We start from the raw sequence: 23,492 nt of genomic DNA, 5'->3' as shown, positions 1-23,492 counted from the left end.
TGCACATTATAGCGCTTTTCAACCTCGCAGCTGGGCTCCAAAACGGCTGGACAACTCGGCGGCAATGGCGGCAGTCACTTCACTAACTTCCGCGTCAGTGAGGGTACGGTCCGCGGCCTGAAACTTCAGCGCGAAAGCCATGCTCTGATAACCTGCGGGAACCTGCTCGCCATGGTAAATATCAAATAAGGATACAGATCTAAGCAGTTTTCCGCCGGTTTTTCGGATTGTTTCCATAATATCCCCGGCCTGGTTTTCCCTTTTCAGCACGATCGCCAAATCCCGTTCGACACCAGGAAACTTGGGCAGCGGATTGTATACCTTTGGCTTTCCTGAAACAGCATACAACCCTTCAAAATCAATTTCAAACGCCACAACCCGCTCAGGCAAATCATATTTCTCCAGAACACTGGGATGCAGTTCGCCAATAATGCCGATTTTGCGTTCCCCCGCGTCCAATGTGGCCGTCCTGCCCGGATGGAAAGACGGATTGGCTTTTTCCGGATAAAATTTAACATCCTCCGTCCCTAATTCTCTAAAAATACTTTCCAGCACACCCTTTAAGAAATAGAAGTCAAATTCCCGCGGCTGCATTTTCCAGTTCCCGGGCGCCCGTCCCATGGCCGCGGCAGCGAGTACGTGGCGTTCTTCATGAGGATGGCCTTCTTGCCCAGGCGTAAATATTGTGCCAAGTTCAAAAACAGCTCCCTCTTGCATCCTGCGGTTGAAGTTTTTGGCTAGTACCTCCAGCAGCCCGGGAAGCATCATCGTGCGCATTACCGAATGCTCCTCACTGAGCGGGTTCTGTATTTTCACCGTATTCCTGAACGGGCTGTCCGCAGGCAGGTTCATCAGATCAAAAACACGCGGGTTGGTGAAACTGTAGGTTACCACCTCATTAAATCCCGCACCGGCCATGGCATCGGCAATCATTGTCCGGAACGACTGTTCCTTTGTCTTAGCCCCGTGACTTGCGGAGCCGGACGGCAACGTGGCAGGCACCTCGTGATAACCATAAATCCTGGCTACTTCCTCAATCAGGTCTTCCTCAATGCTCACATCAACCCGGTAAGTCGGTACGGTGACCAGCAGGTCCGCACCCGCGTCCTGCACCTTAAACTGAAGCCGGGACAGAATATCAGACGCCTTTTCCTTGGGGATATCCAGCCCAAGAACGTATGTAGCGCGTTTTGGCCTGAACATGATTGTTTTTTCGCTTACCGGTGAGATATAGTTGTCAACAACACCATTCACCACATCACCCGCGTCCATGTCATAAATAAGCTGCGCGGCCCGGTTAATTGCCTGCAGACAGCCGCCGAGATCAATGCCTTTTTCAAAACGCAGGGACGCTTCGGAGCGCAAGCCGAGCGACTTAGAAGTCCGCCTGATGCTGACCGGGTTGAAGTAAGCCGACTCCAGCAAAATCGAAGTTGTGTTATCCGTTACTTCCGTGGACAATCCGCCCATAACCCCTGCCACCGCGACCGGTCCGGACGGGTCGGCGATTACCAGCATATCCTGGTTTAGTTCCCGCAAGACTTCGTCGAGAGAAACCATATTCTCACCATCTTTAGCCCTGCGGACGATAATATGATGGTCGACAAGCTTATCGTAGTCAAAAGCATGCAAGGGCTGGCCCATTTCCAGCATGACATAGTTGGTCACGTCGACAAGGTTGCTAATCGGCCTCATTCCGGCGGCACGCAGGCGTGACTGCATCCACAACGGCGAACGGCCGATCCGGACGTTCTTAATTAAACGCGCCACGTAACGCCGGCACAAATCGGGGGCGTCAATATCCACACGGACCTGTCCGCTGATATTTTCCCCTGTTTCCGGGAAAGAGGGTTCCGCCAGACGGAACGGCCGCCCGAGCAGCGCGGCCACCTCTCGCGCCACGCCGACTACCGACAGGCAGTCACCGCGGTTTGGCGTAAGATCAAGTTCAAGAATGAAGTCATTCAGACCCAATATTTCTTTCGCGTCACGGCCGAGAGGGGTTCCCGGCGGCAGGATCATAATCCCGTGGGCTTGCTCAGCCGACATAGTTTTTGCGTCAATGCCCAACTCTTGCCCGGAGCACATCATCCCGCGGGACTCCACCCCCCTGAGCTTAGCCCGCTTGATTACAAATCCGCCGGCCAGTTTGGCCCCTTCCAGGGCCACCGGTATGACGTCGCCTTCCTTGACGTTTGTAGCCGCTGTAATTATTTGCAGTTTTTCTTCACCAGTATTCACCCTGGTAATTACCAGCTTGTCGGCGTTGGGGTGCGGGTCAATTTTCTCGATCCGCCCGGTTACCACCCCGCTAATATCCTTGCCCAATTCGGTTACACTTTCCACGGCAATACCCGCGAGGGTAAGCCGGTCGGCAAGTTCTTGCGGCGCGAGATCAAAATCGACGAAATCCTTTAGCCAATTATAAGATATGTACACGGTCGCAAACCTCCTAAAATCGGTCTTATAAACGCTTCAGCCATTACGGCAATATTATTAAAACTGCTGCAAAAACCGCAAGTCATTTTCGAATAGAATCCGCAAGTCATCAATACCGTATTTCAGCATGGTAATCCGCTCCACGCCCAGTCCGAAGGCAAAACCGGTGACCTCTTCCGAATTGTAGCCGGATACTTCCAGCACCCGCGGATGAACCATGCCGCTGCCCAGGATCTCCAACCAGCCGGTGTGCGAGCAAACCCGGCAGCCTTTACCGCCGCACATGACGCAGGAAATATCCACTTCCGCGCTGGGTTCGGTAAAAGGGAAATAACTGGGGCGGAAACGCGTTTTTGTCTTGGGCCCAAATATGTCCCTCATGAAAAGGTCGAGCGTCCCTTTTAAATCACTGAAGGTAATCCGGCGGTCAATGGCCAGACCTTCCACCTGGTTGAACATGGGCGAATGGGTGGCGTCATCGTCGCGCCGGTAAACCTTGCCCGGTACAATTACTTTCACCGGCAAACCCGGCACTGTTTTTTCCATGGTGCGCACCTGAACCGGAGATGTGTGGGTGCGCAGCAAAGTGTCGTCACTGATGAAGAAAGTATCCTGCATGTCCCGCGCCGGATGATCCTTGGGCAGGTTAAGCGCCTCAAAGTTGTAGTAATCGGTCTCGATTTCCGGTCCTTCGGCAATGCTATATCCCAATCCCAAAAAGAACTTCTGGATTTCTTCAGTTACTATGGTCAGCGGATGTTTGCTGCCACGCAATAGTGGTGAACCGGGCAGGGTTACGTCAATACCCTCTTCCCGCAAACGCTGCTCCCTGGCTACTTCCTTCAGCGCCGCGGTCCTTGTTGTCAGCTCTTTTTCTATTAAAGACCTTACTTCATTGGCAATCTGGCCGATAAGCGGCCTTTCCTCCGCGCTCAGCGCTCCCATGCCCCGCATCACCTGGGTTAGCTCACCTTTTTTCCCCAGATATTTTACCCTCAGCTCATTTAAATCTTCCAGAGTGCCGGCATTCGACAGTTCCCGGAGAGCGTCCGCGCCAATTCGCCGCAACTTCTCTTCCATCAAATCAACCTCCTTTAGCGCATTATACAATAATCGCCTAAAAATAAAAAATCGCCTCTAGCGACTCCCATCAATAAAAAAACCGTCCTCCAGGGACGGATTGTTTTCCGAGATAACCACCCTATCAGGTACGGGGCAAAACAAAACCCGATACTATCTTCCATATAACGGTAGAAGTTCCGGCGGCACCTACTTATTGACACGTTCAGTTGCAGTTCCGGGGTGAATTTCAATGACCCTTATTCTAGGCGGGCTTTCAGTCCACTGACCCACCCTCCCTGCAGAACACCGGGCATCTACTTATCCCCTTCATCACCATTTATCTGTTGAATTTATTAAAAACTAATGAATTGCCAGCCTCCTGTAAAGCATATAAGCCCTTACCGAACCTGTCGCTTCGAACATCCTCCAAAAAAATTCGGCGGTTAAAAGCATTTAACCACAACCTTTCCTCAATTTTTTGGGGACCTTTCTACGTCATTATACCATACGCCAAAATTGATGACAAGAAAGTTTGTGACCAAATTGTTATGATCATGTGACCAAAAATATCTTAATTATTTATCAACTACTTGTTGAACTGCGCTGGCGCACAGCTTCGTATAGCATTATGGCTGTTGATATCGCCACGTTTAAAGATTCAGCGCGTCCCGGCATCGGAATATGCACGCGTTCAAACACCCCGGACATGACAGTTTCTCCGGGCCCCCGTGGTTCACTGCCGACTACCAAAGCGCAAGATTCAGTCAAATTGCTTTCAAAAATTGCTTTTTCACCACGTGGCATGCCGGCAACCAGTTTGACGCCGTGACGTTTAATAAATAATTCTACTTCCTCAAACGAACTGTTTTGAATAACTGGAATATGAAAAATAGAACCCATAGTGGCCCGCAGCGCTTTCGGGTTGAATATATCGGCTGTCCCTTTCAAAAGAATAACGCCGTCGGCGCCGGCAGCGTCAGACGAACGCACAATAGTACCCATATTCCCTGGATCAAGCACTCCGTCAACCAGCACCAGCAGCCAGGGGTTCACTCCCGCGCGCAAGTCCTCCAGCTTTAGCCGCCGCCACTTTACCACCGCCAAGATGCCCTGTGGCGTGACAGTTTCAGCCAACTCTTTAAAAAATGCCTCTTCCACCTCCAGGACCGGAATATCGTTAAAGGATGCCGCTTCCAGCAAGGCGCGCCCGCGGGAGTTTAACCCCGTATTCCGGCAATAAACCAGCATTTCCACGGTAAAAGATGATGCCAACGCCTCTTCCACAAAACGAACACCCTCGGCCATAAATTTACCTTCCATCTCCCTGAAGCGGCGGTTTGTAAGACGGCGCAAGTATTTTATCCGGGGGTTTTGTCTGCTCAGCAAACTAAAGTTACCTACCTCTCTTCCAGATCTTTGAGTTTATCTTCCCTGCCCACCACTACCAGGATATCTCCAGAATTAACAACTTGTTTGGCTCCGGGGGAGATGATTACTTCATTGCCGCGTCTGATAGCCAGCACAGTGACACCGTGTTTCATCCTTACATCCGCCCTTTCCAAGGTTTGTCCCGCAAATTCTTCCGGCGTGATCAGCTCGACGATGCTGTAGTCCGGGGAAAGATTTATCTGGTCGAGAATGTTCTTGGAAACCAGGGCGTGAGCCACCCTCACTCCCATATCGCGCTCAGGAAAGACCACATTATCAGCTCCGACTCTTTCCAGAACCTTTCCGTGCAGTTCCGTGACCGCTTTTGCCACCACTTTTTTCACACCCATGTCTTTCAGCATTACTGTTACCAGTATGTTTGACTGAATATCCTGCCCGATCGCCACGATCACCACATCAAAATTGCGTATGCCCAACGCTTTTAAAGCCTGCTCATCCATCGCGTCTACTTGGACGGCATAAGTTACACTGTCTTTAATATCATTTACTTTTTCTTCGTTAGTATCAACAGCCAGGACATCATACCCCATTTTGGCAAGGGTCAGCGCCACACTGCCGCCAAATCGCCCCAGTCCAATCACTGCTATCTGTTTCACAGCTTCCCTCCTCCTTCCATAATCATCAGAAATAATCCTCAAGTCTTAAAAAAAAGCATGATAATATTTATCATGCTTTTTGTCATCAGTCAAACCCCATACACATTTTCTCGAGCTCACCCGGTATCAAATTTTAATACCTTAGAGTTTTGCCTTGGCCATCTCAACCAGACGGCCAAAAGATTGGGCGTCGTTAATTGCCATTTCGGCCAGTAATTTTCTATTTATCTCAATGCCCGCCAGTTTGAGCCCGTTCATCAAGCGGCTGTATGAAATGCCGTTCATCCTGGCGGCAGCGTTGATTCTGGCTATCCAAAGCTTCCTGAAATCACGTTTTCTTGCCTTCCGGTCGCGATAGGCGTAAATCAACGACTTCATTACCTGCTGGTTGGCAACCCTGTAGAGTTTGCTTTTTGCACCCCGGTAACCTTTGGCTAATTTCAAGATCTTCTTATGTCTTTTATGTGAAACCACACTGCTTTTCGCCCGTGGCATGTAATATTCCTCCTTTATATGACGAATCTATACAAGTAACGTTAGGGTAACAGCCTCTTCAGGCGACCGGCGTCGACAGCGCTAACAACAGTGGCCTTGCGCAGGTTGCGTTTTCTCTTGGCGCTCTTTTTGCCAAGAATATGGCTGTGAAAAGCATGTGAACCTTTAAACTCCCCGGTAGCCGTCTTTTTAAATCGTTTTGCCGCTCCACGGTGTGTTTTTATTTTAGGCAAGTTAATACACTCCTTCCTAGTTATCCTGTTTTGGTGCTAAAATCATAATCATATTTTTACCTTCTAATTTTGGCTGCCTTTCAACCGTCGAGTATTCACCCAAACATTCCGCCAGCCGGGCCAGTAATTTTTGACCCAGCTGGGTATGGACAATTTCACGTCCGCGGAATATTATAGTTGCTTTGACTTTATCACCATCTTTTAAAAACCTGATAGCGTTTTTTGCTTTTACGTCAAAATCATGATTCTCAATATTGGGCCGGAGTTTTACTTCTTTAATACTGACAATCTTCTGCTTTTTCCTGGCTTCTTTCTCTCGCTTGCTCTGCTCGTACTTATACTTGCCGATGTCCATGATCCGGCAAACAGGCGGTTTCGCGGCAGGAGCAACTTCCACCAGATCAAGTTGCCTTTCCTCAGCCAGCCGTTGAGCCTCTCTAGCAGGCATAATACCGAGTTGGGTCCCTTCGCTGTCAATAACCCTAACTTCTCTAGCCCTGATCTCCTCATTAATACGGAAATCTTTTGTGATAACGTGTTCACCTCCCAAAAAATAAAAAAGCGGGCATACCCACCCGCTCAAAAGCTAATTACCTATCAAGAAACCTTATGGACTGCGTTTTTAAGGGCGCGTCGTAAGGTGAGAAGCGGATGGCTTCTACTTACTTAACATTTGTTATTTAATGGTTGTATTATAACATATCAAGCTTTACAAGTCAATAAAAAAGCTTATTCATAAAAAAGCTATTCATTCTGTGCTTATTCATTCATTATTTAACCGCCAATTACTGCACACAGTATTAAGCCGCTAGTCCTGACCTTCGATCGAGCCCAAACCGTGCGAATAAAAATGCTCCCGCAAGTGATAGATCAGCTTCTCGGACACGTTAAACTCCTCAGCCATCTCAACGTCTGTTTTATCCTCTTTAAGATCTTCAATAAACCGGTCAAAGTCTACTCCGACTTCACGGGTCATTTCCTTAAGACTGGGCTCACTGCTCCAGGGAACACGGCTTTGTGTGACAAAATCCATGTTATCCATTAATCCACCCCGTTTTTTCAGTATTATACCCAGTATCGGTCAGTCTAAATATAATATTGCGGCATTTATTTTTTTAAATGAGTGCAGTCATTAAACAGCTTTAATATGCCTCTTTCCCATCGCGGGAAATCAACCAGATTCAAGCAGGCATTATCCAAGTGGAGGCGCCATTGCTCGTTCAAATTAATCCCCAGCACACTGCAGATAATACTGCGAATGGCTCCTCCATGGGCTACCACTAAAACGGTTTCGTTGTCATGCTTATTAATAATATTTTTTACCTCGTGCACGCAGCGCTCCGTCATCTCCGACAGTTTTTCCCCCTGCAGAATACGTGTGTCTAGAGGGTTGGTCCACCAACTCTCTATTTGTCCGGGATAAACCTCCTCAATCTCCTTCGCGGTCATACCTTCCCAGACCCCGAAATTTAGTTCTCTTAAAGCCGGTGTTGCTATAACCTCAAGTTCATGTGGCCGGGCAACGATCCTTGCGGTTTCATAGGCCCTTGCTAAATCGCTGCTGTAAAAACAATGGATTTTTTCATTGGCCAGGCGCTGTGCCAACATCTCCGCCTGCTCGCGTCCCCGGTCTGATAAAAAGACATCTGAGTGACCTTGAACTTTCAACAAGGCATTCCACGATGTTTCTCCATGCCGCACAAAATAAATCCGGCAAGTCATTCAATTCCCTCCAGTATTTATAAATTATTATTAAACAAGATTTATGCGGAGTACCGGATATACTGCCAGCAACAGCGCCACTTCCAATATTTCGTTGATAAAACCGTATACGTCTCCCGTAAGTCCGCCTAACTTCTTGGTTATTAACAGGCCGGCCAGACAGGTAATCGCCGCACATATCAGAATAAGCCAGACACCTGTCAAGCCCATTAGAAAACCAGCTATTATCACCGCTAAAAAAGTGGACTCCGAGAGTTCTTTAGCACCTGTATTCAACGCATACACCTTTCCCAAACCATCATTTCTGGCATAGGGAAACATTGAAATGGCAATCGTCATTCCCCAACGGCTTAAAGCCGGTACAACCAGCAAAATCCTGGTCAGTTCATTGCCAATTAAATCAAGCCACAGGCAGTACTTCAACAACAACAGGCACACTACCCCGACCACTCCGAAAGCACCCGCCCGGCTGTCACGCATAATCTCTAATTTTCTTTCCCTGGACCGACCGCTGAATAATCCGTCAATGCTGTCCATAAAACCGTCCAGGTGCACACCGCCTGTCAGAACAACCATTCCTACAACAAGCAGCGCCGCCTCAACTTGGGCAGGGTAAATCAACCTTACCGCCCATGCCAAAGCAGTCATAACGGCGCCAAGGCTCAGTCCCACCAGTGGGAAAAACGCTGTCGACTTGCCGCAGGCGACTTCATCAAATGTTATGGCGGGCAAAGGCAACCTGGTAAGTTGATAAAAAGCAAACAAGATACTTTTCAAAAATAAAGCTCCCTTAGGCTTTTAAATGCTATTTTTTAATGCTCGGCTTTTCACAGATCAAGCTCAAACCCGGTACCGGCCGTTGCTTTTAGTTCCAGGGGAAGTCCCGCGATTACCAGATAGACACGGTCAGCTTTGCCGGCCAGAACCTGATTGACTTTGCCGGCCAGATCCCTAAAAGTTCTGCCTAAGGATGCATCCGGGACAATTCCCATGCCAACTTCATTTGACACGACAACCAGATGCGCTCCTGACTTGACACCTTCAGCGAGTCTGGCTGCCTGCGCCAGGATAAACATTTCTTTTTCAGACCTTGTTGCACCCGTCCCTGGTAATTGCTCATCCAGCAGCATGTTGGTCAGCCACAGAGTTATGCAGTCCAGCAGGAACACATCACCTTTACGGCCATTTAATATTACTTCGGCAACGTTTTTCTGCTCCTCAACTGTCTGCCAGTCTCCGGGCCGGGAAGCCTGATGCAGCCGGATCCGTTCGGCCATTTCCTTATCAAGCGGCGCCGCGGTTGCAATATAGGTTATCTTGCCGCCTAAACTAACGGCCACTTTCTCGGCAAACTTACTTTTGCCGCTGCGCGCGCCGCCCAGAATCAAGATCAGCTTACCTTTCATCGATTTACTCACCAATTAGTAATAATAAACCCCGCGCCACCTTGGCCGGGGGAGACTATCAGTCGCATGCCGTTGCAAATTTACCGGCGCTCAATGATCTCTTTCACCTTTATAGTTAGTTCTTCTATTAAATGCGGCAGTGGTTCAGCTTTTAGCCCCACTATATCGACACCCGCCCTGGTTAGCGGCAATAAGATTTTTCTTGCCGGGCTGGAGGCAATTGCCTCAGCCATTTTGGGCGTTAATTCACCCTGCATCGAATTGGCAAATAAAATACTAATTGAGCCGGCGATCAGATCAACTCTCCCGGCGTTAAATAATACGGCATTTTCACCTGTCGCGCCTTCATTCGCGCCTGCGCGCAGCATCATTGAAGTGGCCAGCGCATTGGTCCCTAACGCCAAAATTTCTATTTCTTCGGGTAAACCCCTGCGCAGCCTCTCGGTAATATGTTTACCAATACCACCGCCCTGTCCGTCAATCACCGCAATTCGCATAAACCCCACCGCCAAAAAAAATCATACTGCATTATACCACATTTAAACAGAAAATAAAGACCCTTCGGGTCTTCCTAATTAATTTCATTATATATTTACAAATATTAACAACTGTGTATAATCCTGTGGATATTTATTGTATATTTTAACTTAAACATGCGCCGGTGTAAGCTGTTTGGCGTTCATATCTCCTAATTTCGATTCCAATTCTATTATCTGTAAGTTTTTGTCAAGCAGCCGCTTGGCATAGCGGCGATTATCCCGGTGAAGTTTGTGGTTTTCTTTTTCCAACCTGACAAGAAAACCGGCTCTTTCCTTTTCAGTTCTTTCAATTAAATTCATCAATACTCTTCGGCTAAGCCGCAGTTGCTCAACTTTTTCCTCTAACTCCACGATCCTTCGCCTCAAGTAACAAACATCAATAGTATCTTCCAACGCAGCACCACCTTACCAGAGTCTTAACGCTAGTGCTAGTATATGCGCCGAAAGCAGTAAATAGACGTTGCGGCCATGTCACGCTACTTAGAGGGATTGAGGGCTATTCTCCAATCTTTCATTTCCTGAAGCACGGCATAAGATACCGTTACCATACCAAGGCTTCGACCCTCTTTGTGACCTAAACCATGGTAATCCGATCCGCCTGTTGCGATCAAATTGTATTTTTCAGCCAGCCTGTAATAGTACTCAGATAATTCCCGCGAGTGCGCAGGGTGGAATGCTTCAATTCCCGCCAGACCTTTTGGTACCAGTTCCGGTATAAGTTTACTGGAATTACCAAGTCCGGGATGGGCTAAAACGGGTACCCCGTTGGCTTTCCGGATTAGTTGAACCGCTTCAGCCGGCTCTATCTTATAACGCGGGACATAAGCGGAACATCCCCTGCCAATGTATTTGTCGAAAGCCTCTGTCAAATTAGCAGCAACACCTGCTTCAACCATTGCCGCAGCCAGGTGCGGACGCCCAACCGAACCAGTCCCTGAAATGGCCATTACTCTATCCATCACAACCGGGAAACCCATCATTTGCAGCTTTACAACCATTTGCTCAATACGTTTAATTCTATAGTTGCGAAACAACGAAATTGTCTCTAGAAATTCTTTGCTGGCAAGCTCTAACAAATAACCGAGAATATGTGTTTCCTCTCCATTGGCCTCAGTGCTTAACTCAATACCGGGAATAACTTCTATTTCATAGTCATGACCAGCTTTCAGCGCGGGTTCAACACCTTCTAATGTATCATGATCTGTAATCGCCAGCGCTTTAAGACCGAGCTTTTTCGCACTGGCTACCACTTCTACGGGGCTGTCCATACCATCCGAAGCAGTTGTATGCACGTGCATATCCACCTGCACAGTTGTCCACCTTCTTTCGGCAGTCCAAATGTAACTATAACAGTCAGTAGAAAGAATGAGAGAATGACTTATTGTCTTGAAATATTCTGAATTCTGACTCCTGACTTCTGGATACCCAAACTATTTTATCACCTGCCGCATTACCCTGATAAAGTTGCCGCCGAGTACTTTCTTTATGACATTTTCACTGTATCCCCGTTCTAATAAACCCATGGTTATAACCGGCAGGCGCGAGCAGTCAACCAACCCCAGCGGCAGCCTTTCCGTGCCGTCAAAATCTGAACCAAGCCCCACACAATCCGGCCCGCCGACTGCTATAACATGTTCAATATGAGCAAGAACATGATCTACTGAAGTATTCTCACCGCCGAGAAAGTCAGGCACGAAAGTGACCCCTATTACACCCCCGCGCTCTGCTAGCGCCTTAATCTGTTCGTCAGTTAAATTCCTGGGGTGATCGCAAAGCGCCCGGCAATTAGAGTGAGAAGCGATTATCGGCTGGCGTGATGTTCTCAAGACATCCCAGAAACCTTGTTCGGACAGGTGAGATACATCCACCAGCAATCCGAGGTCGTTCATTTCTCTTACAACCGCAATCCCAAACTCCGTCAAGCCTTCTCCGGGACAGTCTTCTCCAGCACCGGCGCCCAGCTCATTCCGCCCATTCCAGGTCAAGGTGATACTGCGAACCCCCAATCTATATAATACACGCAAAATACCAAGGCTTCCCGCCAGCGCCTCGCCGCCCTCAACGGAAAGAAAAGCGGCAATCTTGCCGGACGTTATTGCCTTATTAATATCATTCATACTTTTTGCGTGTAAAATCACATCATTATTGCTTTCTATCTCCCGATAAAATAAATCGACAAGCTCCAATACCCTTCTCACCGCCGTACTTTTAAATTCAGGAGCGATAAACGCAGCAAAGAACTGAACATTTATCTTCCCGGTTCTCAAACGGGGCAGATCCAGATGACCTAAGCCCGGGCATCCGGCAAGCGGCCTGCCCTCATCAAGCATGGCGGTAAGCGTGTCGCAATGGGTATCCAATACGATACTTTCACAATGTAATGCTTCAGCTTTCCTTTTAATAATATGCTCCAAAATGTTCCTCCAATAAAAAACCCTGTTTATCAAGATAAATAAACAGGACCTGCTAATTAAATACTAAAAGTATAATATTTTTATCTCGGTTCAACAATTAATTTAATGGCAGTTCTCTCTTCCCCGTCAATAATTATATCCGTAAAGGCAGGTATGCAAATCAAGTCTACCCCACTCGGCGCCACAAATCCTCTGGCGATCGCCACCGCTTTTACTGCCTGATTAAGCGCGCCTGCTCCGATTGCCTGCATTTCGGCACAACCTCGCTCCCGCAGTACACCAGCCAGGGCACCGGCAACAGAATTTGGATTGGACTTTGCTGAAACTTTTAAGACATCCATTTAAGCTACCTCCCTCATTACAAAAAATGTGAATATGCTGCAAGGTTTGTTACCCTGTACTTCCCGTATAAAAAATATATTCGCGAGCGGTCGGAAAATACCTCTTTACTAAATGAAAAATGTTCAACCCAAAAAAAGCTGCGCTACTCGTAATTTTGAATCCTGCTAATCGACACGGCTTCCCCGGTTATCTCATCAATGTCAATAATTACTCCATTGAACTGAAAAAGACCGGTTGCGACTTCAAATTTCAGGGGAAGTTGCGTTATGAAACGTTTAATGACAATTTCTTTCTTAGCGCCGATAACTGAATCACACGGACCGGTCATACCTAAATCAGTAATATAGGCAGTACCGCCGGGCAGGATACGTTCATCAGCAGTCTGTACATGTGTATGCGTACCGCACACTGCCGAAACCCGGCCGGCAAGATACCATCCCATGGCTATTTTTTCCGAGGTAGCCTCGGCATGAAAATCTACAACTACCACTCTTGCCTTCTCTGATAAAAACTTTAACATTTCATCCGCCTTGCGGAAAGGACAGTCTAGCGGTTGCATGAAGGCCCTTCCGGAGAGATTTATTACCGCAACTTTAACCTTTCCCTTGGTTTCATAGATATCAGCGCCGGTGCCTGGAGAGCCGGGCGGATAATTAGCCGGCCTGACTATTCGTTTCTCATGGGCAATATAGTTTAAAGCCTCTTTCTTATTCCAAACATGATTGCCCATCGTGAGGATATCCACTCCCGCGGCAAATAATTCCTGGGCAGTTTCCCTGGTTATGCCGTTGCCGCCGGCAGCGTTCTCACCGTTCGCGATAACCATATCCAACTCATGTTCATGTTTCAATTCTTTTAAGGTAACCTGCACGGCATTCCTGCCCGGGCGTCCGACAACATCACCGATCATCAACAAACGCATGTTTTTGACCTCCTTTTTATTTGTCGAACACCAATACCCTGCCCTCCTCGCGAAAAGCAAACAGGTACTTGTCTTGACTGGTGCCTTTTATTCTTTCAAGCATATGCCCGATCATCTCTTCCTGGGCCACTATTTCTTCTTCAATATATTGATCATATCCTTCGGTTACAAGATTATTATTAAAACATTGACGAAATAATTCCACAATCAATGTTATTTCTTCCTGGAACAGGGTATTTACATCGCGCTGTACTTCAATGATGGTAAGATTATCACATATTTGACTATTCAAAGAAATAATACTGTTTTTCCTGCCTTCCAGCTGGTTGTACACTTCTATGCTATTGAGCAATCTTGCTTTCAAATTATCTAATTCATTTTCTATCAATACTTTTGAATAGATAAAGGTAAACCTGATCAGCTGTTTCTCCGGGTCGAAATTTATTGCAGCCACTTCCGGGTAGCAGACCAAAATGGAAATTAACAGGCCCACACTGCCGTTAACATCGTTGCTTTTACCATCATAGTTAAATCCCAATAAATTCACCTTCCCCTAAGAAACCTAGTGAAACATGTATAGATTCTGTTTATCATAAAAGATTCCTGCTTTTTTTCACGTAATGGTTTTAAAAAAATATTTCCATGAATAATTTATCGTTGGCAGATCTCAAAGAATACAAAAAACGGCCCCTTATAGAGCCGTTTTTTTACTTATTTTGCGTACTCAACCACTCTGGTTTCCCGGATGCTCACAACTTTGATCTGCCCCGGATAGTCCAATTCGTTCTCTATTCTTTTAGCAATGTCCCGCACCAACCGAATAGCGCCTATGTCATCAATTTTATCAGGTTTTACCATGATGCGTACTTCACGCCCCGCTTGAATCGCGTATGATTTCTCCACTCCCTCAAAGGAGTTGGCAATCTCCTCCAGTTTAGTGAGGCGTTTGATATATGCTTCCAGCGTTTCCCGGCGCGCGCCGGGCCGAGCAGCGGAAATCGCGTCGGCAGCCTGCACCAGAACAGCAATAATGGTTTTAGGATCTTCGTCTCCGTGATGGGAAGCAATGGCATGAACAATATCATGCGATTCCTTGTATTTCTTAGCCAGGTCAACACCGATAGTGACATGCGGCCCTTCCACTTCGTGGTCAACCGACTTGCCGATATCGTGCAATAAACCGGCTCTTTTTGCCATTTGGATATCAATTCCCAGTTCAGAAGCCATCAGACCAGCCAGGTGGGCAACTTCAATTGAATGTTTTAATATATTCTGGCCATAACTTGTACGGAATTTTAAGCGCCCCAAAAGAATGACCAGTTCGGGGTGAATACCGTGCACACCTGTTTCAAAGGTCGCCTGTTCTCCAGCCTCCCTAATTTGGTTGTTGACCTCTTTTTTGGCTTTTTCAACCATTTCCTCAATGCGCGCCGGATGGATCCTGCCGTCAACGATCAGCTTTTCCAGAGCAATCCTTGCCACTTCTCTCCGGATCGGATCAAAACCTGACAAAATCACAGCTTCCGGTGTATCATCAATAATGAGATCTATTCCCGTTAGCGTTTCAAAAGCACGAATATTTCTACCCTCACGTCCGATAATACGTCCTTTCATTTCATCACTGGGCAACGGGATCACCGCTACTGTCGTCTCGGCGACATGATCCGCCGCGCACCTCTGAATAGCTAGAGAAATAACATCGCGAGCCCGTTTTTCCCCTTCTTCTTTAGCCTTGTTTTCCATGTCTTTGATCATTATTGCTACTTCATGCTGTATTTCTTTTTCAATATCAGTAAGCAGGATCTGCCTCGCTTCTTCAGATGTCATGCCTGATATCCGTTCCAATTCACCAAGCTGTTTTTTATAAACCTCTGCGATTTTATTTTTAACAGCTTCTATTTCCGTTTCTTTCCGGCTTAAAGCCACCTCTTTCTTTTCTATTGAGTCAGCTTTGCGGTCCAAGTTTTCTTCCTTCTGAACTAACCTGCGTTCCGCTCTTTGAAGCTCCCCCCTGCGCTCCCGGTTTTCTTTCTCAACTTCATTGCGCAGTTTCAGAACCTCTTCTTTGGTCTCCAGAATTGCTTCCCGCTTTTTAGCTTCAGCATTCTTTTCCGCTTCATCAATTATTTTCTTTGCTTCGCTCTCAGCGGAAGTAATCTTAGCTTCCGCCAAGTATTTTCTTAAAAAATACCCTACCACAAAAGATGCCAGTACAGATCCTATAATAATTATAATCATATTAAATTCCAATACCTTTTTTCACCCCCTTTTTTGATGAGTTTTATTCCAGCAACAAAAAAAAACCGAGTATAACTCGGTCGAAAATGAACAGACACTACTATTTATTCTTGTCCAGATCACGGAAAGAAAAAACCTCAAATGGGCACCTTCCTAAAGTCCGGTTCAACAAACCAAACCGAACTTCGACCTTAGGAACTATTGGATTTTATCTATAATAAAACCCGTACGTAGTAGTATCCAATTCTATTTTCTCCCATATTAGATTGTACAGGTTTTTTCAAAAAAAGTCAAGCTAAAACCCGGCAGGCACAAACCCGGGAGGATAAATTCAGTCTCTGTCGCCATCTTTAATCCCGCGTTGTATCTTACTAATTACTTCACATGTAAAACCACGCCGGTTAAGCGAACCTACCAGCCGCGGAAGATTACACTCCCCATTACTACGGATCATTTCCTTTTTCACTAATTTCATAGCAGTGATATATTCCCTGTCATCTCCCAATTCATCCAGAACCTCTTCAATGATCTTAACGCTGATTCCCTTGTCCCGCAGTTCTTGCCTTAACCCACTGAATCCTCTTTTACCCAGTCTCCGGTCCACCCAGCAACGGGCGAATTCTTTGTCGTTGATATAGCCATACTCCCCCAAAACATCTAAAACCGGGTGCGACACTTCGGGGGTAAAGCCTTTCCGCTCCAGATATTGTTCCAGCTCATGCCTGGAACGCCGGCGGAGTGCCAGCATCCTTAAAGCTAATGACCTGGCCTTTTTAAGTTCATTTTTCATTATTTATTTAAATCGCCCTCTGCCGCGCCCGCAGTCGAAGGAGCAACTTTAACACCGGCAAGATTATGCGCCAGTCGAACTTTTTGCTCAATTTCTTTCGCCATGTCAGGATGTTCTTTTAAGAATTCTTTGACATTTTCCCGGCCTTGACCCAGCCTGTCATCATTGTAGGAGTACCAGGCTCCGCTTTTGTTAATAATGTTTAAATCAGCGGCAATGTCCAGAATGCTGCCTTCTTTGGATATTCCCGTACCGTACATGATGTCGAAGTCGGCCTGTTTAAAAGGCGGCGCCATTTTATTTTTCACCACCTTGACTCTGGTGCGGCTCCCAATAATATCGGTACCTTGCTTGATATTTTCCTGTTTACGCACTTCCATGCGAATTGAAGCATAAAATTTCAAGGCGCGCCCGCCGGTGGTAGTTTCAGGCGAGCCGTACATGATACCGACTTTTTCCCGGATCTGGTTAATAAAGACTACTGTTGTATGCGACTTGCTGATCGACCCGGTGAGCTTGCGCAACGCCTGGGACATCAGCCGCGCCTGCAATCCAACGTGTGAGTCTCCCATCTCCCCCTCAATCTCAGCACGTGGCACCAGGGCGGCTACAGAATCGATAACGATGACATCTATAGCTCCGCTGCGCACCAATGCCTCGGCAATTTCCAGCGCCTGCTCACCGGTATCCGGCTGGGACACCAGCAGGTTCTCAATATCTACTCCCAGGTTCCTGGCATATGCTGGATCGAGGGCGTGCTCGGCATCGATAAAAGCCGCCGCCCCACCTGTCTTCTGGGCCTCGGCGATGATGTGGAGAGCCACGGTTGTCTTCCCGGAAGATTCCGGCCCAAATATCTCTATTACCCTGCCGCGCGGCACTCCCCCGATGCCAAGAGCGATATCCAGCGCCAGAGTGCCTGTTGGAATAACCTCAACATTTAAATTAGCGGAGGCTTCTCCAAGCTTCATAATCGAACCCTTGCCGAATTGCCGTTCTATCTGCGTCAGCGCCAGTTCCAAAGCTTTTTGTTTATCAGACAAAAGCATTACCTCCATGTTCAGAGAATCATTACAAAAAGAACGTTTGTTCGTCCCAGCTAATTATATGTCGCTTTTCAATTTATGTCAATAAAAATAATCAGAAAAGAATAAATTAGAATACTATTTTTCTATTTTTCTTGAAGGAATGCCCTGACTATATTTAGCGCGGCGTTTACCGTGCCCATCCTCACAGCCAGACGGTCGCCGGGAAAATGGTACTCATGGCAGGAGGTGCCCCTTTCGGACGCCAGGGCGATATAAACCAGTCCCCGTGGTTTAACCGGGGTGCCGCCGTCCGGCCCGGCAATACCTGTTACGGCCAGACCCAGGCTTGCATGAATCAGGTTCCGCACACCTTCGGCCATGGCCACCGCCGTCTCTTTACTGACAGCCCCGTGCCGGTCAATTGTCTCGGGAGCCACCCCGAGAATCGCTTTTTTTACCTCATTGCTGTACGCAACCACACCACCGGTAAAGTAGCCTGAACTACCGGGAACGTCAGTCAGCTTCGCGGCGATCAATCCGCCTGTGCAGGATTCCGCCAAACCAATCGACATCCCCTTATCGAGCAACTGTTTAGCAACAATGTGCTCTAACTTTTCACCACCGTAACTAAAGATGTACTCTTCAAGACGACAATTCACCTTTTCCGAGAGTTCCTCCACCATTTTTTCCGCTTGTTCGGCATTCGCCGCCCGCGCGGTTATCCGTACCTGCACCTGGCCCGGGCTGGCCAAATAGGTGATGCCCGGATTGCCTTGCCCGCCCAAGTCTTTCATCAGATCCTGCACAGCCGACTCGGAAATACCGGTAACTCTGACGACTTTAACCCTGGTGACGTCTCCGGAACCAGCTTTTTTTGACAATAGCGGCGCCAGTGTCTCTTCAAACATAGCAGTCAATTCGTGCGGCGGTCCGGGTAAAAGAGCAATAATTTTATTTCCCCGATCAATCAATATGCCGGGCGCGGTTCCCCGGTTGTTTGGCAGAATAGTTGCCCCTTGCGGAAAGTAGGCCTGTCTGGCATTGGATTCAGGCATGGACATGCCGCGGCGGTTAAAAAACTCCCTTATCCCGTCCAGCGATTTTTCATCAAGGATCATTGGCAGACCCAGCACGTGAGCGACAGTTTCCTTAGTAAGGTCATCCGTGGTCGGACCAAGTCCCCCGGTGATTAAAATCAGCTCAGACCGTTCCAGCGCCTGCCTGACAACCTGCTCCAGCCTTTCATAATTATCTCCCACCGTGACATGCCACGCGACGTCAAAATTAAGCTCGGACAACCTTCTTCCCAAATACTGGGCATGGCTGTTCACAATGCGGCCCTGCAGCAGTTCCGAACCGGTAAAAATAAGTTCTGTCTTCAAATTATCACATCCCGATATTAACTCTCCAGACAGATTATAGCATGAATCGCCCCAACACCGTAAGGCCATAAGGCTAATATATTTAAGAGGAAACGGACCGGCTAAAAAATTAATTCAGCCGGCCCGTTTCGTTTTCCTTAACAGATTATTTATTTCGCAATTAATTAACTCCCGCATTATATTCCTTGATAATTTTGCGAAACTGCTTCCCCGTGATTTTTTCCTTTTCCAGCAAGATCTCTGAAACATTTGTAAATACCTGCCGCGCCTCGGAAATGCGCTCCTTTACCCGCTTCTCCTGTTCCTGCACTATGCCGGCCAGAGTATGATGCTTTAGTTCCTGGGGAAGGCTGTCAAAGCATATGACGCCCAAATCCGACATGCCTGAACGCAGCATTGTCTCGGCCGTACGCATGGCCTGCTCAAAGTCACTGGCGGAACCGGTGCTGTGGTTCCCCAAAATGGTTTCCTCCGCAACCGCGCCTGCCAGCATAACAGAAATTTGATTCTCGAGGTAATCTTTAGTGTACAAGTAAGTATCATCTTCCGGAGTCTGCCGCATATACCCCAATGCATCACCGCGGGGGGTAATGGTCAGGGTGGAAACAGAACCCGCCCGGACGTGCTCACTGATTAAAGCATGGCCAATCTCATGAATAGCTATCCTTTTCATTTCGGCTTCTGAAGGACGTTTATCCAGCTTCCCGCCCATCATTACTTTATCAATTGACTCGTTAAAATGATGCTGTTTTATTACTGATGATTTTTCACGCATAGCCAGAATAGCCGCCTCATTTGCCAGGCTTTCCAAGTGCGCTCCTGAAAAACCGAAGGTTTCCCGGGCAATCACATTTAACTCCACATCTTCAGCCAGCGGCTTGTTCCTGGTATGAATTTTTAAGATCTCCAGCCGCCCGTCCTTATCAGGCAGGTCAACTTTAACAATCCGGTCAAAGCGCCCCGGCCGCATGAGCGCCGGATCAAGCATATCAGACCGGTTCGTGGCGGCGACAAGCAACACCTTTACATTGTCATCCACCTTCAGCCCGTCTATTTCCACAAGAAGCTGGTTTAAAGTCTGATCGTACTCCAAATGACTGGTAGTTTGCCCCCTCTTGCCACCCAGGATTTCAATCTCATCAATAAAAATCAAGGCATAATTCTTTTTCTGGCGCGGGGCGCAATCCCTTGCAGTTTGAAATAGTTTTCTAACCCGCTGAGCGCCTACTCCCGCATACATTTCAATAAATTCCGAACCGGAAGCGGCAATAAAGACAGCATCAGTATAACTGGCCGCGGCTTTAGCCATCAGCGTCTTGCCTGTTCCAGGCGGCCCCGTAAGCAGGATACCTTTAAGCGGCCGAATCCCCAGACTTTTTATGCTCTGATGGTTTTTAATAAAGTCCAAGGCCTCGCGCAGTTCATGGATGGCTGAAAATTGCCCGCCGATATCACTGAAGGAAATTTCGTAACGTCCCGCACCGACCGGACTGTTGAAATTTTTGGCGCCGACCATGCCTCTCATCCTGGCAATATAATAAAGTCCGCCGCCGGCCGCCAAAAAAAATAAAAACGGGGTTACATCATAGCCCATGATGATCATCGAAATTACCAGGGCGATGCTAAGCCCTATGCTAATTTCCTTGAGCATTTGTTCCACCTCCGACAAGTGGCGCCTTTATGTTGCCGTTAGATTGCCCGCCGTCCCTGGCAACCACTTCGTCAAGGGTCCGCCCGTCTTTTTTTAACCTTATATAAATATTTTTCTGATCAATATTAATTTTCGCCTCAACTCCCGCCGCAGCGGCCTCTTGTTTTATCTCTTCCGCCATACTCCGGTAACTTCCCTGGGCAATCGCCTGGTAAACAGCGAACTGACTGTTGTACCACACCTGCTGCAGGCTGTCGTCCCTGCTGTCTTTCAACAGAAGCTGGTAAGACCGCTGGCCCATTTTTGGGTCCAGTTCTTTCTGCAGTTCATTATATGACTGCATTAAATCCGCAGTGTCTTTAAATGTAAGAGTTATCTTAATCTGCTTGCCCTCGGTGCTGACATTATAAGATTCGACAGCCTCATTACCGGACAAAACCATATTTATCGGATTTTGAATACTATATTTTTGATAGATCCATTGGACGCCGAAGATAACAACCAGCCCGGCCAATAGCGAGAAAATAATTACCGGTATCTTTAAGCCCTGCCATTGCATGGCGATCCCCTCTCCGAATGACTGGTAATGCTATACCGCCAATTATTATAGCATAAATGGCTATTTTGTTTCCCTAGTGAATAAATGGATGGATTATATATATCAATCAGTAGCCATCTTTTTTTAACATCCTCCACGTATTGATAAAGTAGTCAAAACCAGACCAAACAGTGAATAAAACCGCGAACGCCATCGCCAGGCCGGCAACCGGGAAGTGAAACAGGCTGTATAAATGTTCCTGAACAAACATGGCGACAATAGCCACTACCTGCGTAACAGTTTTGATCTTGCCGAGGCTGCTGGCGGATAATATATCTCCTTCCGCGGCGGCAACAGCGCGCAAGCCGGTTACGGCAAATTCCCTGCTGATGATCACCACGGCAATCCAGCCGGACAGCCTGCCCATTTCCACAAGAATAATCAGCGCGGCTGAAACCAATATTTTATCAGCCAATGGGTCCATGAATTTTCCCAGCAGGGTTACCTGATTGTTTCTCCTCGCGAAATAACCGTCGAGACCATCAGTAACGGCCCCCAGAACAAAGACGAAGATAGCCAGGTAGTCGGCATAACGGAATTTGAGAGAAGCAATAAGTAAAAAAAGCGGGATCAAGAGAATACGGGCCATGGTCAAGCGGTTGGGCAAATTCATTAAACCAATTCTCCAGTCAGATCATACTCCGCCGCATCGACTACTGAAACTTGCACGATATCACCCGGGTTCAGCTTTACTTCCGACATAATGTAAACCTTCCCGTCGATGTCCGGTGCATCACCTTCACTGCGGCCGAAATATTTTAACCCGCCAATTGAATGAAATCCTTCAATCAGGACAGGAATTACGCTGCCGATTTTTTTCATGTTTCTCTCCAGGGAAATCTTTTGCTGAACAGCCATGGCACGGTCCCGCCGTTCCGATTTTACTTCTTCAGGTATCTGGTCCGGCATTTTGGCCGCGGCAGTATGCTCTTCCTGTGAATAAGTGAATACGCCGACCCGATCAAACTTGATTTCCCGCATAAAATCCAGCAACTCCAGGAAATCAGCTTCTGTTTCACCGGGAAATCCCGTAATAAAAGATGTGCGCAAAGTTATGCCGGGTAAAGCCGAACGCAGCTTTTCCACCAGCCGGATGATCTCTGCAGGGCTCCCACGCCTGTTCATCCGTTTCAATACTTCATTGCTGGCGTGCTGGAGCGGCAGGTCAAGATAACGGCACACTTTTTTCTCGGACATCATTAGTTCGATCAGTTCGTCTGTGAGAAGATCCGGGTAAGCGTAAAGAATCCTCAGCCAGACCGGCCCGTCAAGGGCTGCAAGTTGTTTCAGCAAATCCACCAGGGCAGGTTTGCCGTACAGGTCAACTCCGTAACGGGTCGTGTCCTGGGCTACCAGAACCAATTCCTTGACACCACCGGCGGCAAGGTGCGCGGCCTCACAAGCTATATCGTCAACCGGCCTGCTTCTCAAGGGTCCTCTAATCTGCGGGATAACACAATATGAACAGCAATTGTCGCACCCTTCCGCTATTTTCAAAAACGCGGTGTGCGGGGGTGTGGATGTCAGGCGCGGCAAATTCGCGTCACAAAGAAAGCCGGGCGCTCTTACCAGGGATACTTTTTTCCCGGTTAACACATCTTTTACCGCCCCGGCAATTTCCCGTATTGTGCCTGTACCAAGCAAGCCGTCTATTTCAGGCATTTCATCCGTTAGTTCTTTTGGATAGCGCTGGGCCATACACCCCGTTACCAAAATAGCCTTGCAGGAGCCTTCCTCCTTCAAACGGGCCAGTTCCAGAATTGTGTTGATGGATTCTTCCTTAGCGTCATTAATAAACGAACAGGTATTGATAATCAACACGTCAGCTTCTTTTTCCCGGTTCGTTACGGTAAATCCGTCTTTTTTTAATATTCCCAGCATGATTTCAGAATCAACCAGATTCTTAGGGCAACCCAAACTAACCAGACCAATTTTTACACTCATTTACCAAACCTCTCTTTAAAAACACAGTATAAGTATAATCTCGGTTTGGCTATTTGTCAAAACATGGAATATTCTGGTCGTATTAAATTAGAGTGTCTCGCAACCAGCGCAAATAAAAGGACATTTATATCGGGATAATATATTTGGAAGGACCAGCCTCGTTGGAATTAGTACTATAGAAAATAGTACAGGTTATCCCATACGGGGTATGTTCAGGATCATATTAAAACCCAGGATATATT

General features: G+C 47.5%; 27 protein-coding genes and 1 other annotated feature. All 27 genes read right to left on the bottom strand.

Going from position 1 to position 23,492, the window contains the following annotated elements; all coding sequences use genetic code 11:
• Positions 1 to 18: 18 nt before the first annotated feature.
• The gene (gene pheT / locus A4E54_RS15015) at positions 19 to 2,439 is read right to left on the bottom strand and encodes a phenylalanine--tRNA ligase subunit beta (RefSeq protein WP_286726603.1); all 2,421 of its coding nucleotides are present in this window, start codon (positions 2,437 to 2,439) and stop codon (positions 19 to 21) included.
• 57 nt (positions 2,440 to 2,496) lie between these two features.
• Positions 2,497 to 3,519, bottom strand: coding sequence for a phenylalanine--tRNA ligase subunit alpha (gene pheS / locus A4E54_RS15010; protein WP_286726602.1), 1,023 nt, complete (start codon positions 3,517 to 3,519; stop codon positions 2,497 to 2,499).
• 342 nt (positions 3,520 to 3,861) lie between these two features.
• Positions 3,862 to 3,954, bottom strand: a complete 93-nt coding sequence (locus A4E54_RS15005; protein ID WP_282442325.1) for a YqzL family protein — start codon at positions 3,952 to 3,954, stop codon at positions 3,862 to 3,864.
• A gap of 129 nt (positions 3,955 to 4,083) precedes the next feature.
• On the bottom strand, positions 4,084 to 4,887 hold the full coding sequence (locus A4E54_RS15000; protein ID WP_240083388.1) for a TrmH family RNA methyltransferase: 804 nt from the start codon (positions 4,885 to 4,887) through the stop codon (positions 4,084 to 4,086).
• A gap of 11 nt (positions 4,888 to 4,898) precedes the next feature.
• Positions 4,899 to 5,546, bottom strand: coding sequence for a potassium channel family protein (locus A4E54_RS14995; RefSeq protein ID WP_240083389.1), 648 nt, complete (start codon positions 5,544 to 5,546; stop codon positions 4,899 to 4,901).
• Positions 5,547 to 5,687: 141 nt separating this feature from the next.
• Positions 5,688 to 6,041 (bottom strand): 50S ribosomal protein L20, encoded by a 354-nt coding sequence (rplT, locus tag A4E54_RS14990; RefSeq protein WP_240083390.1) that lies wholly within the window; start codon positions 6,039 to 6,041, stop codon positions 5,688 to 5,690.
• A 41-nt stretch (positions 6,042 to 6,082) separates the two neighbouring features.
• Positions 6,083 to 6,274, bottom strand: coding sequence for a 50S ribosomal protein L35 (rpmI, locus tag A4E54_RS14985; protein ID WP_240083391.1), 192 nt, complete (start codon positions 6,272 to 6,274; stop codon positions 6,083 to 6,085).
• A 16-nt stretch (positions 6,275 to 6,290) separates the two neighbouring features.
• Positions 6,291 to 6,806, bottom strand: coding sequence for a translation initiation factor IF-3 (gene infC / locus A4E54_RS14980; RefSeq protein WP_240083428.1), 516 nt, complete (start codon positions 6,804 to 6,806; stop codon positions 6,291 to 6,293).
• Positions 6,807 to 6,821: 15 nt separating this feature from the next.
• Positions 6,822 to 6,944 (bottom strand) — a sequence feature (ribosomal protein L20 leader region).
• Positions 6,945 to 7,082: 138 nt separating this feature from the next.
• Positions 7,083 to 7,307 carry a helix-turn-helix domain-containing protein gene (locus A4E54_RS14975; protein ID WP_240083429.1) on the bottom strand — a complete coding sequence of 75 codons (225 nt, stop codon included), beginning with the start codon at positions 7,305 to 7,307 and terminating at the stop codon, positions 7,083 to 7,085.
• A gap of 74 nt (positions 7,308 to 7,381) precedes the next feature.
• Positions 7,382 to 7,996: an alpha-ribazole phosphatase gene (gene cobC / locus A4E54_RS14970; RefSeq protein ID WP_240083392.1), complete on the bottom strand. Its 615-nt coding sequence runs from the start codon at positions 7,994 to 7,996 to the stop codon at positions 7,382 to 7,384.
• Between the two features lie 30 nt (positions 7,997 to 8,026).
• Positions 8,027 to 8,773, bottom strand: coding sequence for an adenosylcobinamide-GDP ribazoletransferase (gene cobS, locus A4E54_RS14965; RefSeq protein ID WP_240083393.1), 747 nt, complete (start codon positions 8,771 to 8,773; stop codon positions 8,027 to 8,029).
• Positions 8,774 to 8,823: 50 nt separating this feature from the next.
• Positions 8,824 to 9,402 carry a bifunctional adenosylcobinamide kinase/adenosylcobinamide-phosphate guanylyltransferase gene (cobU, locus tag A4E54_RS14960; RefSeq protein WP_240083430.1) on the bottom strand — a complete coding sequence of 193 codons (579 nt, stop codon included), beginning with the start codon at positions 9,400 to 9,402 and terminating at the stop codon, positions 8,824 to 8,826.
• Between the two features lie 80 nt (positions 9,403 to 9,482).
• Entirely contained in the window at positions 9,483 to 9,899 is a 417-nt protein-coding gene (locus A4E54_RS14955) for a DUF3842 family protein (RefSeq protein WP_240083394.1), read from the bottom strand.
• A 150-nt stretch (positions 9,900 to 10,049) separates the two neighbouring features.
• Positions 10,050 to 10,334 (bottom strand): translation initiation factor 2, encoded by a 285-nt coding sequence (locus tag A4E54_RS14950; protein ID WP_240083395.1) that lies wholly within the window; start codon positions 10,332 to 10,334, stop codon positions 10,050 to 10,052.
• An 83-nt stretch (positions 10,335 to 10,417) separates the two neighbouring features.
• Positions 10,418 to 11,251, bottom strand: coding sequence for a PHP domain-containing protein (locus A4E54_RS14945; protein WP_240083396.1), 834 nt, complete (start codon positions 11,249 to 11,251; stop codon positions 10,418 to 10,420).
• 120 nt (positions 11,252 to 11,371) lie between these two features.
• Positions 11,372 to 12,355: a dipeptidase gene (locus A4E54_RS14940; RefSeq protein ID WP_240083397.1), complete on the bottom strand. Its 984-nt coding sequence runs from the start codon at positions 12,353 to 12,355 to the stop codon at positions 11,372 to 11,374.
• Positions 12,356 to 12,435: 80 nt separating this feature from the next.
• Positions 12,436 to 12,696, bottom strand: a complete 261-nt coding sequence (locus A4E54_RS14935) for a stage V sporulation protein S (protein WP_134217659.1) — start codon at positions 12,694 to 12,696, stop codon at positions 12,436 to 12,438.
• 143 nt (positions 12,697 to 12,839) lie between these two features.
• Complete coding sequence (locus A4E54_RS14930) at positions 12,840 to 13,619, bottom strand: TIGR00282 family metallophosphoesterase (RefSeq protein WP_240083398.1); 780 nt, start codon at positions 13,617 to 13,619, stop codon at positions 12,840 to 12,842.
• A gap of 16 nt (positions 13,620 to 13,635) precedes the next feature.
• The gene (locus A4E54_RS14925; protein WP_353681849.1) at positions 13,636 to 14,166 is read right to left on the bottom strand and encodes a hypothetical protein; all 531 of its coding nucleotides are present in this window, start codon (positions 14,164 to 14,166) and stop codon (positions 13,636 to 13,638) included.
• A 164-nt stretch (positions 14,167 to 14,330) separates the two neighbouring features.
• On the bottom strand, positions 14,331 to 15,857 hold the full coding sequence (gene rny / locus A4E54_RS14920) for a ribonuclease Y (protein WP_240083431.1): 1,527 nt from the start codon (positions 15,855 to 15,857) through the stop codon (positions 14,331 to 14,333).
• A 331-nt stretch (positions 15,858 to 16,188) separates the two neighbouring features.
• A complete protein-coding gene (locus A4E54_RS14915) occupies positions 16,189 to 16,647 on the bottom strand; it encodes a regulatory protein RecX (protein WP_240083400.1) in 459 nt (152 codons plus the stop codon).
• Entirely contained in the window at positions 16,647 to 17,696 is a 1,050-nt protein-coding gene (gene recA, locus A4E54_RS14910; protein ID WP_286726588.1) for a recombinase RecA, read from the bottom strand. The genes A4E54_RS14915 and recA overlap by 1 nt, the downstream gene beginning before the upstream one ends.
• A 122-nt stretch (positions 17,697 to 17,818) precedes the next feature.
• Entirely contained in the window at positions 17,819 to 19,057 is a 1,239-nt protein-coding gene (locus tag A4E54_RS14905; RefSeq protein WP_240083402.1) for a competence/damage-inducible protein A, read from the bottom strand.
• 160 nt (positions 19,058 to 19,217) lie between these two features.
• A complete protein-coding gene (locus tag A4E54_RS14900; RefSeq protein ID WP_240083403.1) occupies positions 19,218 to 20,708 on the bottom strand; it encodes an AAA family ATPase in 1,491 nt (496 codons plus the stop codon).
• Positions 20,692 to 21,267 (bottom strand): hypothetical protein, encoded by a 576-nt coding sequence (locus tag A4E54_RS14895; protein ID WP_240083404.1) that lies wholly within the window; start codon positions 21,265 to 21,267, stop codon positions 20,692 to 20,694. The genes A4E54_RS14900 and A4E54_RS14895 overlap by 17 nt, the downstream gene beginning before the upstream one ends.
• A gap of 106 nt (positions 21,268 to 21,373) precedes the next feature.
• Positions 21,374 to 21,919, bottom strand: coding sequence for a CDP-diacylglycerol--glycerol-3-phosphate 3-phosphatidyltransferase (gene pgsA, locus A4E54_RS14890; protein WP_240083405.1), 546 nt, complete (start codon positions 21,917 to 21,919; stop codon positions 21,374 to 21,376).
• On the bottom strand, positions 21,919 to 23,250 hold the full coding sequence (gene rimO / locus A4E54_RS14885; protein WP_240083406.1) for a 30S ribosomal protein S12 methylthiotransferase RimO: 1,332 nt from the start codon (positions 23,248 to 23,250) through the stop codon (positions 21,919 to 21,921). Before rimO ends, pgsA begins: the two co-directional genes overlap by 1 nt.
• Positions 23,251 to 23,492: the final 242 nt, after the last annotated feature.

Origin of the sequence: Pelotomaculum sp. PtaB.Bin117, from assembly GCF_002067195.1 — a bacterium.
Lineage (GTDB): Bacteria > Bacillota > Desulfotomaculia > Desulfotomaculales > Pelotomaculaceae > Pelotomaculum_D > Pelotomaculum_D terephthalicicum.
This window is presented reverse-complemented; position numbering and strand designations above follow the sequence as displayed.